Annotated in this window: 16 protein-coding genes; 14 read left to right on the top strand and 2 right to left on the bottom strand. The window is 75.2% G+C overall.

Annotated features, from left to right (window positions below):
• The first annotated feature begins 5 nt into the window (after window positions 1-5).
• The 13 genes from L6241_RS05025 to L6241_RS04965 all read left to right on the top strand — a co-directional run bounded on the left by L6241_RS05025 (window position 6) and on the right by L6241_RS04965 (window position 12,921).
• Window positions 6-1,187: a zinc-dependent alcohol dehydrogenase gene (locus L6241_RS05025; protein ID WP_123093530.1), complete on the top strand. Its 1,182-nt coding sequence runs from the start codon at window positions 6-8 to the stop codon at window positions 1,185-1,187.
• On the top strand, window positions 1,184-2,203 hold the full coding sequence (locus tag L6241_RS05020) for an SDR family NAD(P)-dependent oxidoreductase (protein WP_368245184.1): 1,020 nt from the start codon (window positions 1,184-1,186) through the stop codon (window positions 2,201-2,203). Before L6241_RS05025 ends, L6241_RS05020 begins: the two co-directional genes overlap by 4 nt.
• A complete protein-coding gene (locus L6241_RS05015; protein WP_368245182.1) occupies window positions 2,200-3,222 on the top strand; it encodes an acyl-CoA dehydrogenase family protein in 1,023 nt (340 codons plus the stop codon). Before L6241_RS05020 ends, L6241_RS05015 begins: the two co-directional genes overlap by 4 nt.
• Complete coding sequence (locus tag L6241_RS05010; RefSeq protein WP_368245180.1) at window positions 3,219-4,595, top strand: PIG-L family deacetylase; 1,377 nt, start codon at window positions 3,219-3,221, stop codon at window positions 4,593-4,595. Before L6241_RS05015 ends, L6241_RS05010 begins: the two co-directional genes overlap by 4 nt.
• On the top strand, window positions 4,592-5,302 hold the full coding sequence (locus L6241_RS05005; RefSeq protein WP_368245178.1) for a glycosyltransferase: 711 nt from the start codon (window positions 4,592-4,594) through the stop codon (window positions 5,300-5,302). Before L6241_RS05010 ends, L6241_RS05005 begins: the two co-directional genes overlap by 4 nt.
• The gene (locus tag L6241_RS05000) at window positions 5,303-6,373 is read left to right on the top strand and encodes a glycosyltransferase (protein WP_191563755.1); all 1,071 of its coding nucleotides are present in this window, start codon (window positions 5,303-5,305) and stop codon (window positions 6,371-6,373) included.
• The gene (locus tag L6241_RS04995) at window positions 6,370-7,344 is read left to right on the top strand and encodes a glycosyltransferase (RefSeq protein ID WP_368245176.1); all 975 of its coding nucleotides are present in this window, start codon (window positions 6,370-6,372) and stop codon (window positions 7,342-7,344) included. Before L6241_RS05000 ends, L6241_RS04995 begins: the two co-directional genes overlap by 4 nt.
• Window positions 7,337-8,182, top strand: a complete 846-nt coding sequence (locus tag L6241_RS04990; protein ID WP_368245175.1) for a glycosyltransferase family 2 protein — start codon at window positions 7,337-7,339, stop codon at window positions 8,180-8,182. Before L6241_RS04995 ends, L6241_RS04990 begins: the two co-directional genes overlap by 8 nt.
• A gap of 53 nt (window positions 8,183-8,235) precedes the next feature.
• Entirely contained in the window at window positions 8,236-9,513 is a 1,278-nt protein-coding gene (gabT, locus tag L6241_RS04985; RefSeq protein WP_232311780.1) for a 4-aminobutyrate--2-oxoglutarate transaminase, read from the top strand.
• 150 nt (window positions 9,514-9,663) lie between these two features.
• Window positions 9,664-10,233 carry a DoxX family protein gene (locus L6241_RS04980; RefSeq protein WP_123093521.1) on the top strand — a complete coding sequence of 190 codons (570 nt, stop codon included), beginning with the start codon at window positions 9,664-9,666 and terminating at the stop codon, window positions 10,231-10,233.
• Window positions 10,234-10,370: 137 nt separating this feature from the next.
• Window positions 10,371-11,348, top strand: a complete 978-nt coding sequence (locus L6241_RS04975) for a glucosyl-3-phosphoglycerate synthase (protein WP_368245174.1) — start codon at window positions 10,371-10,373, stop codon at window positions 11,346-11,348.
• On the top strand, window positions 11,345-12,211 hold the full coding sequence (gene folP, locus L6241_RS04970; protein ID WP_368245173.1) for a dihydropteroate synthase: 867 nt from the start codon (window positions 11,345-11,347) through the stop codon (window positions 12,209-12,211). Before L6241_RS04975 ends, folP begins: the two co-directional genes overlap by 4 nt.
• A complete protein-coding gene (locus tag L6241_RS04965) occupies window positions 12,208-12,921 on the top strand; it encodes a hypothetical protein (protein WP_368245171.1) in 714 nt (237 codons plus the stop codon). Before folP ends, L6241_RS04965 begins: the two co-directional genes overlap by 4 nt.
• A 36-nt stretch (window positions 12,922-12,957) precedes the next feature.
• On the opposite strand, the gene L6241_RS04960 is transcribed toward L6241_RS04965, so the two are convergent.
• Together L6241_RS04960 and L6241_RS04955 are read right to left on the bottom strand one after the other, a co-directional pair.
• Window positions 12,958-13,365, bottom strand: a complete 408-nt coding sequence (locus L6241_RS04960) for a GntR family transcriptional regulator (protein ID WP_368245170.1) — start codon at window positions 13,363-13,365, stop codon at window positions 12,958-12,960.
• A gap of 64 nt (window positions 13,366-13,429) precedes the next feature.
• Entirely contained in the window at window positions 13,430-14,194 is a 765-nt protein-coding gene (locus tag L6241_RS04955) for an SDR family NAD(P)-dependent oxidoreductase (RefSeq protein WP_368245168.1), read from the bottom strand.
• A 77-nt stretch (window positions 14,195-14,271) separates the two neighbouring features.
• Here L6241_RS04955 and L6241_RS04950 point away from each other — a divergent pair, with 77 nt between their 5' ends.
• Window positions 14,272-15,219 (top strand): alpha/beta fold hydrolase, encoded by a 948-nt coding sequence (locus L6241_RS04950; RefSeq protein WP_368245167.1) that lies wholly within the window; start codon window positions 14,272-14,274, stop codon window positions 15,217-15,219.
• Window positions 15,220-15,256 lie beyond the last annotated feature (37 nt).

Raw genomic sequence — 15,256 nt, 5'->3', positions numbered from 1 at the left:
GCAGCATGAGAGCACTCACCTGGCAGGGCACCCGCGACGTGCAGGTCGTCGACGTGCCGGACCCCCGCATCCAGGAGCCCACCGACGCCGTCATCAAGGTGACGTCGACGGCGATCTGCGGGTCCGACCTCCACCTCTACGAGCCCCTCGGGCCCTTCCTCGCCCAGGGCGACGTCCTCGGCCACGAGACGATGGGCGTCGTCGAGGAGGTCGGCGCCGAGGTCACCCACATCAAGCCCGGCGACCGCGTCGTCATCCCCTTCAACATCTCCTGCGGGCACTGCTGGATGTGCCGGCGCGGCTACACCGCCCAGTGCGAGACGACCCAGGTCACCTCGCAGGACAAGGGGGCGGCCCTCTTCGGCTACACCGAGCTCTACGGCTCGGTGCCCGGCGGCCAGGCGGAGTACCTGCGCGTCCCGCAGGCGCACTTCGGGCCGATCAAGGTGCCGGACGGGGTGCCCGACGAGCGCTTCCTCTACCTCTCCGACATCCTGCCCACCGCCTGGCAGGGCGTGGAGTGGGCCGAGGTGAGCGAGGGCGACACGCTCGCGGTCTTCGGGCTCGGCCCGGTCGGCCTGCTCGCCACGCGCATCGCCCGTCACCGCGGCATCCGCGTCATCGGTGTCGACAACGTGCCCGAACGGCTCTCCGCCGCCCAGGCGTACGGGGTCGAGGTGCTGAGCACCGACGAGGTCGACGACATCCCCTCGGCGATCAAGGAGATGACCGACGGCCGCGGCGCCGACGGCACCCTCGACGCGGTGGGCATGGAGGCGCACGGCACGCCGGTCCTCGGCGCGGCCGTCAAGGGCGCGGGACTGCTGCCCGACGCGATCGCCAAGCCGCTCATCAAGAAGGCCGGGGTCGACCGTCTCGCCGCGCTCTACGACTCCATCAAGTCCGTCCGTCGCGGCGGCACGGTCTCGGTGAGCGGGGTCTACGGGGGTCAGTCCGACCCGATGCCGATGATGGAGATGTTCGACCGCGGCATCGCGCTGCGGATGGGCCAGTGCCACGTGCGGCGCTGGGTCGACGACATCATCCCGGTCCTCACCGACGACGCCGACGTCTTCGGGGTCGAGACCCTCGCGACGCACCGGCTGCCGCTCGAGGACGCGCCGCACGGCTACGACATCTTCCAGAAGAAGGAAGACGGCTGCATCAAGGTCGTCCTCAAGCCGTGAGCACCGACGCGTCCCACGCCGTCCCCGCGTCCGGGGGCGTCGCCCTCGTCGCGGGGGCGTCGCGCGGGCTCGGCCTGCTCGTGAGCATCGAGCTCGCCCGCCGCGGCTACCGGGTGCACGGCTGCGGCCGTGACGCAGGGACCCTCGACCGGGCCGCGACCATCGTCGCGGCCCGGTCCGGGCGTGACGAAGGGGGAGCCGGCTCCCCCTTCGTCCCCGCGGTGTGCGACGTCCGCGACGCGGACGCCGTCGAGAGCTGGGTGCGCTCCGTCGTCGACCTCGAGGGCGGGGTCGACGTCGCGATCCACGTCGCCGGGATCATCCAGGTCGGGCCGGTGTCCTCGACGACGCTCGGGCACTTCCGTGACGCCGTCGACACGATGCTCATGGGCCCGGTCCACGTCGCGCTCGCCGTGCTGCCCTCGATGCGCGCCGCCGGCAGCGGGCGGATCGGTGTCGTCAGCTCCGTCGGCGGGGTCGTCAGCGTGCCGCACCTCCTGCCCTACTCCGTCGCGAAGTTCGGTGCCGTCGGGCTCACCGAGGGCCTGCGGGCCGAGCTCGCCGGGACCGGCGTCACCGCGACGACCGTCGTGCCCGGCCTCATGCGCACCGGCGGCCACGTCGCCGCCCAGCTCGTCGGGGACGCCGAGCGCGACTACGCGTGGTTCGCTCCCGGCGCCTCGCTGCCGGTGCTGTCGATCGGGGCCGAGCGCGCGGCCCGGCGCATCGTCGATGGCGTGCTCGCCGGCCGCTCGCAGGTCGAGCTCACCCCCCTGACGATGATCGGGCGACGCGTCCACGGCATCGCCCCCGCCCTCACCGTCGGCGTCATGGGGCTCGCCGCCCGGCTGCTGCCCGACGGGCCCGACCGCGGCCCGTCGATGTCCGCCGAGCGTCCCCGGGTCACCGGGGCCACGGCTCGAGAGCGCCTCGGCTCCCGCGTCGTCGACGCCCTGAGCGTCCTCGGCGACCGCGCCGCCCGCCGCACCAACGAGCGCGTGGACGGCGGCGCATGATCCTGCGACCCGACCCCGGCCTCGGCGACCGCGCGCGCACCCTCGGGGCGGCCGTCGCCGACGGCGGGGACCTCGACGAGGTGCTCGCCCTCGCCCGCGAGCTGAGCCCGACGGCCCAGCGCCTCGGGTCCGACAGCGCGCCCTACCTCATAGCGCTGCTCTCGGTCGGCGCGGGCGACCTCACGGTCGCCCGGGTCGTCGAGCCGCACCTCGACGCCGTCGCGATCCTCGCCCAGAGCGCCGTCGCGCACGAGACGAGCGACGTGGTTAGCGACGGCGTGTGGGGCGTGTACGCCGCCGAGGGCCCCGGTCACCACCTGGCCGGCACGCCGGACGAGCACGGCGCCTGGACGCTCACCGGTCGCAAGCCCTGGTGCTCGCTGGCCTCCGAGGTGAGCCACGCCGTCATCACCGCCCACACCGGTCCGGGCACGCGACGCGCCTTCGCCGTCGACCTCGGGCACCCGGGCGTCTCGCACCCCGAGCAGCGGTGGGTCTCGCGCGGGCTGACCCGGGTGCGCTCGACGAGCCTCGAGCTCGACGGCGTGCCCGCCCTCCCCCTCGGCGAGGACGGCTGGTACCTACGACGTCCGGGCTTCGCCTGGGGCGGGATCGGCGTCGCCGCCGTGTGGCTCGGTGCGGCGACGGCGCTGCGTGACGCGCTCTGCGCCGCGAGCAGCCGACGAGAGCCCGACCAGGTGGCCCTCGTGCACCTCGGTCGCGCCGACACGCTGCTCCACGCCGCGACCTGCGTGCTCGACGACGCGGCCCGGGCGATCGACGCCGGGCAGGCCACCGGTGACGCCGGCGAGCTGCTCGCCGCGCGCGTCCGCGCGACGTGCGCCGAGGCAGCCGAGGAGCTCGTGCGCATCACCGGCCACGCCCTCGGGCCGGGCCCGCTGACCGGCGACGAGGAGCACGCCCGACGGGTCGCCGACCTCACCGTCTACGTCCGCCAGCACCACGCCGAGCGCGACCTCGCCCGGCTCGGCTCCCTCGTGCTCGGGGGCGGGCGATGAGCGGGCCCCGCCCCTTCGACGCCGCCGACCCCGGCACGGACGAGGCGACCTGGCTGCTCGACCCGCGGTGGGACACGGTGCCCTCGACCTCGGCAGCCGACCTCGTCGCCCCCTTCGAGCAGGTCGTCGTCCTCGCCCCCCACCCCGACGACGAGAGCCTCGGCCCGGGCGGGGTCCTCACGGCCGCCGCGGCCGCCGGGATCCCCACCCACGTCGTCCTCGCCTCCGACGGCGAGCGCTCGCACCCGCAGGGATCGACCGACCCCGCCGCGCTCGCCGCGGTGCGGCGCGAGGAGGTCGCCGCCGCGGTGGCGCACCTCGGCGCCTCGGTCGAGCTGCACCGCCTCGCCCTCCCGGACGGCGGGCTCGCCGACCACGTCGAGACGATGGCCGCGGCGGTCGTCGACCTCGTCGGCGACCGGCTCGCGCTCGTCCTCGCCCCGTGGCGCGAGGACGGGCACCCCGACCACCACGCGGCCGCCGACGCGGCCTGCCTCGTCGAGCGCACGACGCAGGCCCAGGTGGCCCTCGTGCCCGTGTGGCTGTGGCACTGGGCCACCCCCGACGAGCTGCCGTGGGACCAGCTCGAGCTCGTCGACCTCGGGCCGGCCGAGCTCCGCGCGAAGGCTGCCGCCGTGGCGAGCCACCGCAGCCAGGTCGAGCCGCTCGGCCCGGGGCACGGCGACGGCGTGCTGCTGGGGCAGCACGTGCGCGTGCGCTTCGAGCGGGTCGTCGAGACGATCATCCGCACGACGCCGCTGCCCCGCGTCCCCCGCGAGGACGGGTCCTGGGAGCGCGGCGCGGCCTTCGACGCGATGTACGCCGCCGACGACGACCCGTGGGACTTCGGGTCCTGGTACGAGCGGCGCAAGCGGGCGCTGACGCTCGCCGTGCTCGCGAAGGAGCGCTACGGCCGGGTGCTCGACCTCGGCTGCGCGACCGGTGAGCTCACCCACGGGCTCGCCGGACGGGCCGACGCGATCACCGCGGTCGACCTCAGCGAGAGCGCGCTCGAGATGGCCCGTGCCCGTCCGCCGGCGCGCTCGGCGCCGCAGGTCCGGTGGGTGCAGGGCGAGTGCCCCGACGTCCTGCGCGAGCTGCTCGAGACCGGCGAGGTCTACGACCTCGTCGTGCTCTCCGAGATCGGCTACTTCCTCACCGGCTCCGAGCTGCTCTCGACGCTGCGGTCGGTCCGTCGGCTGCTCGCGGACGGCGGCGAGCTCGTGCTCGCCCACTGGAGCCACCCGACGGCCGACATCCCGCTCGACGGCGTCGCCGTGCACGCCCAGGTGCGCTCCGTGCTCGGCGAGCCACGGGTCGCCTACCGCGACGCCGACGTGCTCCTCGACGTCTACGGCGGGCAGGTCCGGTGAGCGACCGGGTCGCGCGGGTCGCCGTCGTCGTGCCCGCCCGCGACGAGCAGCTGCTCGTCGGCTCGTGCCTGGCGGCCCTGCTCACGAGCCGCGACCACCTCCGGCGCTCACGCCCCGACGTCGTCGTCGACCTGCTCGTCGTCCTCGACCGCTGCACCGACGCCACGGCACCCGTCGTCGCGGCCGCCGGTGTCTCCGCGGTCGTCAGCGACCACGGCCAGGTGGGCGCGGCCCGCGCGGCCGGCGCCCGGAGCGTGCTCGCCCGGTCCCGTGCCGCCGGGGTGCCCGACGACGCGCTGTGGCTCGCCTCGACCGACGCCGACACCGTCGTGCCGGTCGACTGGCTGGCCGTCCAGGTCGAGCTCGCCGAGGGCGGCCTCGACGCCGTCGTCGGCACCGTCGAGCCCGGTGACGTGGAGGACCCGCGGGCCCTCCTCGCCTGGCACTGCCGCCACGAGCTCGGCGAGGGCCACCCGTACGTGCACGGCGCCAACCTCGGCGTGCGGGCCAGCACCTACCTCGCCGCCGGCGGGTACCCGCCCCTCCCGCTCCACGAGGACGCCGTCCTCGTCGACGCGGTCCGCGCGACCACCGACCGCTGGGTCGCCACGGACCGCACCCGCGTCTGCAGCTCCGGCCGCCGTGCCGGCCGCTGCGACGGGGGCTTCGCCACGCACATCGACGAGATCACCAGAGAGGCGGTCTAGATGCGCATCGCGGTCCTCGCGACGTCTCGCAACCCCCTTCGCCAGCCCTGGCTCGGGGGCCAGGAGTCGCACACCGGCCTGCTCGCGCAGGCCCTGCGCGCTCGAGGGCACCACGTGACCTTGCACGCCCGGCCCGGGTCGGACCCGGCGCTGGCCGACGAGATCGTGCCCTACCCCGACCTGCCGCCGTTGTCGGTGGCGGCCGCCGCGGACCCCGACGTGCCCCCGCTCGCGATGATGCGCGACCACGCGGCCTTCACGAGCGCGATGTCGCTCCTGCTGCGCGACGGCGGGGTCGACCTCGTGCACAACCAGAGCCTGCACCACCTGCCGCTCGCCATGAGCGCGGTGCTCGACCTCCCCCTCGTCACGACCCTGCACACCCCGCCCCTGCCGATGATGGAGATGGGCGTCGCGCTCGCCGACCCGCGCAACCGCTACGTCGGCGTGAGCCAGACGACGGCCCGTGCCTGGACGACCCTGCCGCAGCCCGCGACGGTCATCCGCAACGGCGTGCCCACCGGTGGCGGCCCCCCGGGCCCGGGCGGCGACCACCTGCTGTGGGTCGGTCGGATCACCGCCGAGAAGGGCGTCGACATCGCCATCGCCGTCGCCCGGGCCATGGGGTGCCGGCTGCGCATCGCCGGGCCCGTCTACGACCCCGAGTACTTCGAGTCCGTCATCGCCCCGGTGCTCGGCCCCGACGTCGAGCTGCTCGGCCACCTCAGCTCCGAGGAGCTCGTGCACGAGCGCGACCACAGCGCCGTGAGCCTGGTGACCTCGCGCTGGGAGGAGCCCTTCGGTCTCGTCGCGGCCGAGTCGATGGTGCGCGGCACCCCGGTCGTCGCGCTCGACCGTGGGGGTCTGCGCGAGGTCGTCGGGCCGCGCGGCGGTGTGCTCGTGCCGGGCCAGGAGGACGACGGGCTCGTCTGCCGCGTCGTCGAGGGGGTACGGGCGGCCCTCCGCCTCGACCGCCAGGACGTCGCGGACTGGGCGCGCAGCACCCACGACATCGAGCTCATGGTCGACCGCTACGAGCAGCTCTTCGAGGACGTCGTGAGGTCGCGATGAAGGTCGGGATCTACGTGCACCACCACGGCGCAGGCCACCTGCGCCGGGCCCGCTCGATCGCCGAGGAGCTGCGCGTACGGGGGGCCGAGGTCACCCTGCTCGGCTCGCGCGGCGACGTCGACATCGCCCTGCCCCGCGACGACGACGGGCCGCCCGCCGACCTCGTCGGCACCACCGCCGACGGGCAGCTGCACTGGGTCCCCCTTCGCCACGAGGGACTGCGCGAGCGGATGGCGGCGGTCGCCGCCTGGGTCGCGCAGGAGGACCCCGCCGTCATGGTCGTCGACGTCTCCGTCGAGGTCACCGCCTTCGTCCGCCTGCTCGGCGTCCCCGTCGTCGTCGTCGCCCAGCCCGGGCTGCGCGACGACCCGGCCCACGAGCTCGGCTGCCGCCTCGCCGAGGCGATCATCGCGCCCTGGCCCTCGTCGGTCTGCCCGGCGCCGCACCTGCGCCGCTGGGAGGACAAGGTCGCCCACGTCGGCGGGATCAGCGCGCTGCGCCCCGGCCCGCCGGTGCCCCGCGAGCCGCTCGCCGTCCTCCTCGGCGGGGGTGACGGCTGGCCCGACCCCGCGCTGCCCGAGATGGTCACCTCGGCCGTGCCCGACCTGCGCTGGCAGGTCGTCGGCGGGTCGAGCTGGGTGAGCGACCTCGGACCGCTGCTCCAGCGGGCCTGCGTCGTCGTCAGCCACGCGGGCCAGAACGCGGTCGCCGATCTCGCCGCCCTCGAGGTCCCGGCGGTCGTCGTGCCCCAGCCGCGCCCCTTCGACGAGCAGGACTGGATGGGTCTCGCCCTCGCCCAGGGCCGCTACTGCGTCACCGTCGGCGCGGCCCTCGCCGCGCACCCCGAGGAGGTCGACTGGTCGCACGTCGTCCACGCGGCCCAGGACTTCCCCACCCGGTGGCAGGACTGGGGCACCGACGGGGCCGCCGAGCGCGCCGCCGAGGTCGTCCTGAGGGTCGGCCGTGGCTGAGTGCACCGTCGTCGTCACCGTCGCGCATGGCCGCCACGACCATCTGCTGCGGCAGCGCCGCCTGCTGCGCGAGGTGGCCCCGGGCACGCCGCACGTCGTCGTCGCGATGGACGACGCTCAGATCGTCGCCCTGCTGCGCGACGACCCCCACGTCGGCGTCGTCGAGGTGGCCGGCCACCGCGACGGGCTGCCGCTCTCCGCCGCCCGCAACGCGGGCGTGGCGACCGCGCTGGACGCCGGCGCCGACCTCGTCGTCCTGCTCGACGTCGACTGCCTGGCCGGGCCGGGTCTGCTCGAGGGCTACGAGCGGGCCGCGGCCGAGGTGCCCGACGACCTGCTCTGCGGGCCGGTCACCTACCTGCCCGAAGGGGTCCTGCCCGAGCGGGCCGACGAGCTCGCCGGGCTCTCCCGGCCGCACCCCGCCCGTCCGGCACCCCCGCCGGGGGAGCTCGTGAGGGACGGCGACCACGACCTCTTCTGGTCGCTCTCCTTCGCCGTCACCCCGTCGACCTGGCGCACGCTCGGCGGCTTCTGCGAGGAGTACGTCGGGTACGGCGGCGAGGACACCGATCTCGCGTGGACGGCCCGCGACCGCGGCGTCGGGCTCACCTGGGTGGGCGGCGCGCAGGCGTACCACCAGTGGCACCCCGTCTCCTCGCCGCCGGTCGAGCACGTCGTCGACATCGTGCGCAACGCCCGTGTGGCGCACCGGCGGTGGGGCCGCTGGCCGATGCGGGGATGGTTCGCCGAGCTCGAGGCGCTCGGGCTCGTGCGCTGGGAGGCCGACGGACCGGTGGTTGCGGGGGAGTCGGTCCCCGGCCCTACCATCGGCTCGTGATCACCCAGCAGCGCGTCCTCGCGACCCAGATCCCCGGCCCGCGGTCGGTCCAGATGCAGCAGCGCAAGCTCGCCGCCGTCGCCGACGGGGTCGGCACCGGCCTGCCGGTCTACGTCGAGGCCGCCGAGGGTGGCATCGTGCGTGACGTCGACGGCAACCAGCTCATCGACTTCGGCTCCGGCATCGCCGTGACGAGCGTGGGCAACCGCAACCAGCGCGTCATGGACGCCGTGACCGCGCAGGTGCAGGACTTCACTCACACGTGCTTCATGGTCACCCCCTACGAGGAGTACCTCGAGGTGTGCGAGGCGCTCGCCGAGGTCACCCCCGGCGACCACGCGAAGAAGTCCGCGCTCTTCAACTCCGGCGCCGAGGCGGTCGAGAACGCCGTGAAGATCGCGCGGCACGCCACCGGCCGCAGCGCGGTCGTCGCCTTCGACCACGGCTACCACGGCCGCACCAACCTCACGATGGCGCTCACGGCGAAGAACATGCCGTACAAGGACGGCTTCGGCCCCTTCGCGGGCGAGGTGTACCGGGCGCCGATGGCCTACCCCTACCGCTGGCTCACCGGCGAGAAGCAGTGCGCCGACGAGGCCTTCGACGCCTTCACCTCGATGGTCCACGCGCAGGTCGGCGAGCAGAACTGCGCAGCCGTCATCCTCGAGCCGATCCAGGGCGAAGGGGGATTCATCGTCCCGCCCGCCGGCTGGACCAGGCGGGTGGCCGACTGGTGCCGCGAGCACGGCATCCTCTTCGTCGCCGACGAGGTGCAGTCGGGCTTCTGCCGCACCGGTGACTGGTTCGCCAGCGACCACGAGGGCGTCGTGCCCGACCTCATGACGACCGCGAAGGGCATCGCCGGCGGCATGCCGCTCGCGGCGGTCACCGGTCGCGCCGAGCTCATGGACGCCGTCCACGGCGGCGGTCTCGGGGGCACGTACGGCGGCAACCCCGTCGCCTGCGCGGCGGCACTCGCGAGCATCGAGACGATGCGCGAGGAGGACCTCGCCGGGCGCGCCCGCGAGATCGAGGCGGTCCTCGTCCCGCGCCTGCAGGCGCTCGCCGACTCGACGGGCGTCATCGGCGAGGTCCGCGGTCGGGGCGCGATGATCGCGATCGAGCTCGTGTCGGACCTCGACCTCAAGACGCCGGCCCCGCAGCTGGCCGCCGCGGTCAACGCCGCGTGCCATGAGCGCGGCCTCGTCACCCTTACGTGCGGCACCTACGGCAACGTCTTCCGCTTCCTGCCCCCGCTCACCATCGGCGACGACCTCCTCGCCGAGGGGCTCGACATCCTCGAGGAGGCCTTCGCGCAGGCCCTGCGCTGACCCTCTTCGCCCGTGCCCACGCCGTCTCCCGTCCGCGGGAGGCGGCGTGCGTCACATCCGGGGGTTGTCTACTACGCTACGTAGTACTACATTAGGTAGTGCCAGCAGGAAGGGATCCTGCCGGACCCGGTTCCCGACCAGGAGGACACCATGACCGCCACACAGGACGCCCGCCGCACCACCGGTGCGCAGGTCACCCACCACGAGGACGTCGTCCGCTCGCCGATCGCCCGGTACGTCATGGGCGCGCTGCGGGTCGTCCTCGGCTTCACCTTCCTCTGGGCCTTCGTCGACAAGCTCTTCGGCTTCGGCTACACGACCCCGGCCGGTGCCGGCTGGCTCGACGGCGGCTCGCCGACGACGGGCTTCCTCACGAAGAACCCCGCGGTCACCGAGGGCCCCCTCGGCGACGTCTTCGCCGGCTTCGCCGGCGGGGTCTGGGACTGGCTCTTCATGGCCGGTCTGCTTGGCATCGGCGTCGCGGTCCTGCTCGGCGCGGGCATGAAGGTCGCCGCCTGGGCGGGTGTCGTCCTCCTCGGCCTCATGTACCTCGCCGAGCTGCCGATCGGCCGTCCGGATGCCGGCTTCACCAACCCGCTCGTCGACAGCCACTGGGTCGAGGCGCTCGCGCTGCTCGCCCTGGCCTACACCTTCAGCGGTGACACCCTCGGCATCGGCCGGTGGTGGGGCCGGGTCGTCGGCGACGGCTTCCTGCGCTGACCGCGCCGCACCCTGACGGCTCCCCGGGAGATCTCCCGGGGAGCCGTCAGGCATCTCCCGGCGAAGGGGGAGGAGGCGTCGGCTAGCGTCGGCTCGGGACGACCGCCGGGTCGCCCCGGCTGACGGACGGAGACGGCATGCGCGCGGAGACCCTCGCCTGGCTCGACGCGCGCAGCTCGAGCCACGAGGACTGGCCGCTCGCCGATCTCGTCGCCCGCAAGGTCGCCGGCGGCACCCGGGTGAGCGTCGTCGTCCCCGCGAAGGACGAGGCCGCCACCGTGGCCGACGTCGTCGGGGGGATCCGCGCCGAGCTCGTCGAGCGGGCCGCGCGCGACCACGGGCACCCGCTCGTCGACGAGCTCGTCGTCGTCGACTCCGACTCCCGCGACGGCACCGCCGAGATCGCGCGGGCCGCGGGCGCGGTCGTCCACGCGAGCGCCGCGATCCGCCCCGACCTCGGCACCCACCCCGGCAAGGGCGAGGCGCTGTGGAAGTCGCTCTTCGTCACCAGCGGCGACCTCCTCGTCTTCGTCGACGCCGACCTCCGGCTGTGGGGCACCCACTTCGTCACGGGGCTGCTCGGCCCGCTGCTCGCCCACCCGCAGACCCAGCTCGTCAAGGGCTACTACGACCGGGTGCTCGACCGCGAGGGCGAGGCCGCGAGCACCCAGGGCGGTCGGGTGACCGAGCTCGTCGCCCGGCCGCTTCTCGACCTGTGGTGGCCCGAGCTGGCCGGCGTCATCCAGCCGCTCGCGGGGGAGTGGGCGGCGCGCCGCGAGCTCATGAGCTCGCTCGCCGTGCCGACCGGCTACGGCGTCGAGATCGCGACCCTGCTCGACACCTACGCGCGGTACGGCCTCGACGCGATCGCCCAGGTCGACCTCGGCGTCCGCGCCCACGAGCACCAGCAGGACCACGACCTGGCCGTCATGGCCGCCGAGCTGCTCGCCGTCGCCCGCTCGCGGTGCGACGGCGACGCGGGGGCGCCGCGTGCCGCGGTCCTCCAGCAGCACACCCGGGCCGAGGGCTGGCGGGAGCGGCCGGTGCCGCTCGCCGTGCGGCCACCGGCCGCCGACGTGCCCGGGGCGACCCCGGGCGGAGGAGGACCCCGATGAGCCTGCGCCTGGGGCGGCGCACCTTCGCCGACACCGATCTGCTCGTCATGGCGATCGTCAACCGCACGCCCGACTCCTTCTACGACCGGGGGGCGACCTTCGCCGACGACACGGCGATGGCCCGGGTCGACGCCGTCGTCGCGCAGGGCGCCGACCTCGTCGACATCGGCGGGGTCAAGGCGGCGCCGGGCGGTGAGGTGTCGGTCGTCGAGGAGGTCGACCGGGTCGTCGGCTTCGTCGCCGCCGTGCGCGAGCGCCACCCCGACCTCGTCATCAGCGTCGACACGTGGCGCCACGAGGTCGCCCGTGAGGTGTGCGCCGTCGGTGCCGACGTGCTCAACGACGCCTGGGGCGGGGTCGACCCGCTGCTGCTCGACGTCGCGGCCGAGCACGGCGCGGCCGTCGTGTGCACGCACACGGGCGGCGCCGCCGTGCGCACGCGGCCCTTCCGCACCGGCTACGACGGCGACGTCGTGCGGCACGTCCTCGACGGCGTCCTCGACTACGCCCACCGCGCGGTGGCCGCGGGCGTCGACCGCGAGTCGGTGCTCGTCGACCCGGCGCACGACTTCGGCAAGAACACCCACCACACGCTCGAGGTGACCCGTCGTCTCGACGAGATGGTGCAGGCGGGGTGGCCCGTCCTCGTCTCGCTGTCGAACAAGGACTTCGTCGGCGAGACCCTCGACCGGCCTGTCGACGAGCGGGTCGTCGGCACGCTCGCGACGACCGCGGTCTCTGCCTGGCTCGGTGCGCGCGTCTACCGGGTGCACGAGGTCGCCGAGACGCGTCAGGTCCTCGACATGGTCGCCACCCTGCGCGGCGAGCGCCCGCCGGCCCGCACGGTGCGAGGTCTGGCATGAGCCTCGTCGCCGCTGTCGTCGTCCCCGCCGCCCCCGCCCTGCTGCCCGGTCTCGGCGGCTCGGCCGACCCGCTCGGCCCCCTTCGCTCGACCGCCCGCGACGCGGTCGCCCGGGTCCTCGCCGCGGCGCCGGGTGCACGGGTCGTCGTCGTCGCGTCCGCGACCCATCGCGAAGGGGGAGCCGCCCGTCGCCCGGTGCGCCAGGAGTGGCCGCTCGACGCGCCGTCCGGGGCGGCCCGGTACACGCACGGCCGGGTCATGCCCGACGCCCTGCCGACGGGGCTGGAGATCGGGCGCGAGCTGCTCGACGGCCTCGGCGCGGGCGAGCGGGTCCGTCTGGTCAGCGTGGCCGACGACGCGGCGCCGCCGGAGTGCGCGACCCTCGGCGCCCGGCTCGTCGCGGACGCCCCGACGGTGCTCGTCGTCGTCGGCGACGGGTCCGCGACCCGCACCCTCAAGGCCCCGGGCCACCTCGACGAGCGCAGCGAGGACTTCGACGCGGCCCTCTCGCAGGCGCTGGCAGCCGTCGACGGCCCGGCCCTGCTCGCCGTCGACCCCCACCTCGCGGACGCCCTGTGGTGCCGGGGCCGCCCCGCCCTGCAGGTCCTCGGCGGCGCCGCTTCGCAGGCGAGCGCGCTGCACGGCCGCGTCGTGCTCGACGAGGCGCCCTACGGCGTCGGCTACCTCGTCGCGACCTGGCTCCCGCGCTGACGCGCTACGGCGCGGTACTGGTCGCGATCGTGACCACTACTGCGCCGTAGGTGGCACCGAAGGGGGGCCGTGCTCGTCGCGCCGGTCGGAGAAGGCGTCGTCGACCGCGGCCCGGGCCTGGTGCGCGGTGACGCCCAGGGCAGAGACCTCGGCGACGAAGGCTGCCGCAGACCGTCTCAGGTGCACGTCCACCCGGTCGTCGACCGGCTTCCAGGCCCTCGTGCCGCCACCGCGGCGGGTGCGCACGACGCCGTCGGCCTCGAGCTCCTTGTAGGCGCGGGCCACGGTGCCGGGCGCGACCCCGAGCTCCGCGGCCAGTCCGCGGACCGAGGGGAGCCGCTCGTCGTGGGCGATCTGCCCGGTCTCGACGAGCCGAGCGAGCTGGCGGCGCACCTGCGCGAAGGGGGGATCGGGGTCGGCGTCGTCGATCCGCACGTCGGTCATCGCCGGGTCACCCCGCTCGGCTGCGGGGTCCGGGCGACGAGGACGGCCGCTGGTCGCACCGATGTCAGCGCGGAGGCATGCGCAGCGCGCCGTCGAGACGGATGACCTCGCCGTTGAGCATCGAGTTGTCGACGACGTGGGCGACGAGCTTCGCGTACTCCGCCGGCTGGCCGAGGCGCGATGGGTGCGGCACCTGGGCCTCCAGGACCGCGGTCGCCTCGGCGGGCAGGCCCGCGAGCATCGGGGTGGCGAAGGTCCCCGGCGCGATCGTCGTGACGCGGACGGCCTTGTCGGCGAGGTCGCGGGCGGCCGAGAGGGTGAGCCCGACGACGCCGCCCTTCGAGGAGGCGTAGGCGGCCTGGCCGACCTGGCCGTCAAACGCGGCGATGGACGCGGTCATGACGACGACGCCCCGGTCGCCGCCGACCGGCTCGAGCTCGGCCATCGCGGCTGCGGCGAGCCGCAGGACGTTGAAGGTGCCGATGAGGTTGACCTCGATCACCTGGCGGTAGGTCTCGAGCGGGAGCGGGCCCTTGCGCCCGACGACGCGGCCGGGCGTGCCGATGCCCGCGCAGGTGACCGCGATGCGCAGCTCGCCGAGCTCGGAGGCGGCCGCGACGGCGGCGAGGACCTGGTCCTCGTCGCGCACGTCGGTGGCGACGAAGCGGGTTCGCTCGCCGAGCTCGGCGGCGAGCTGCTCGCCGGGGCTCGAGGCGAGATCGGCGATGACGACGGCGGCCCCCAGGTCGTGGAGGTGGCGGGTCGTGGCCTCGCCGAGGCCCGAGGCCCCGCCGGTGACCAGGGCGACGGTGGTGTCCGTGATGCGCATGGCCGCGAGCATAGTGAGCCAGACGATCTCCACCCCGCTGGCCGGACCCGGGGGCTCGCGGGAGAGACTCTGTGGTCATGACCCCTGCTGAGCGCACGCCCCTCGAGGCCGCCGTCGACCGCTGGGGCGGCCGGCTCGAGACCGTCGACCTCGACGGCGACGCGCACATGGCCGTCTTCGCCGGTCCGGAGGGGGCGAGCGCCACCCCGGCCGTCCTCGTGCACGGGCTCGGCGGGCACGTGACGAACTGGGTCCTGCTCGCCGACGAGCTGCGCCGGGAGCGCGACGTCTACGCCGTCGACCTCGGCGGTCATGGGCTGACCCGCGCCGACGTGCACGCCCCGAGCGTCGGGTCCAACGCCCAGCTCGTGCGCCGCTTCGTCGACGAGGTCGTCCTGTCACGCACCGGCGCCGACGAGGTGCTCCTCGTCGGCAACTCGATGGGCGGGCTCGTCGTCACCCTCGTCGCCTCGCGGGACGAGCGCGGGATCGCGGGCGTCGTCCTGCTCAACCCGGCGCTGCCGGCGCCGCGCAGCCGTCCCCACGTGCAGGCCCGCACCCTCGCCACCCTCGTGCGGCCCGCCCTGAGCCGCGCAGTCCGCACGCGGCGCGGCACGCCGGTCACCCTCGAGGAGGAGGTCGAGCGCTCGCTGCGCATGTGCGTCGGCGACTGGAGCCGGATGGACCGCGACGCGCTCGACGCCCACGTCGTCATGGCGCGCAGCCAGCACGGCTTCACCGAGCTGGCCCGCGCGCAGACCGAGGCGGGGCGCACGATGATCGCCGCCCTAGGGCGTCACCGCGTCGTCGCCGAGCGGCTGCGCCGGATGTCGGTGCCGGTGCTCCTCGTGCACGGCACCGAGGACCGGCTCGTCGACGTCTCCGCCGCCCGCTGGGCGGCGAAGGTCGCCACGGACATCACGTACGAGGAGCTCAGCGGCGTCGGGCACGTGCCGATGCTCGAGATCCCGGCCGAGACCGCCGAGATCGTGCGGCGCTGGGAGCGCGAGCACGTCGAGGGCTGACCGGCTCGGGCGCCCGCTCCCCGTCATCGCGGTGCGG

Origin of the sequence: Janibacter sp. Y6 (genome assembly GCF_040900765.1) — a bacterium.
Lineage (GTDB): Bacteria > Actinomycetota > Actinomycetes > Actinomycetales > Dermatophilaceae > Marihabitans > Marihabitans melonis.
Note: the sequence above shows the minus strand (reverse complement) of the source record. Positions and strands in the feature narration are given on the sequence as shown.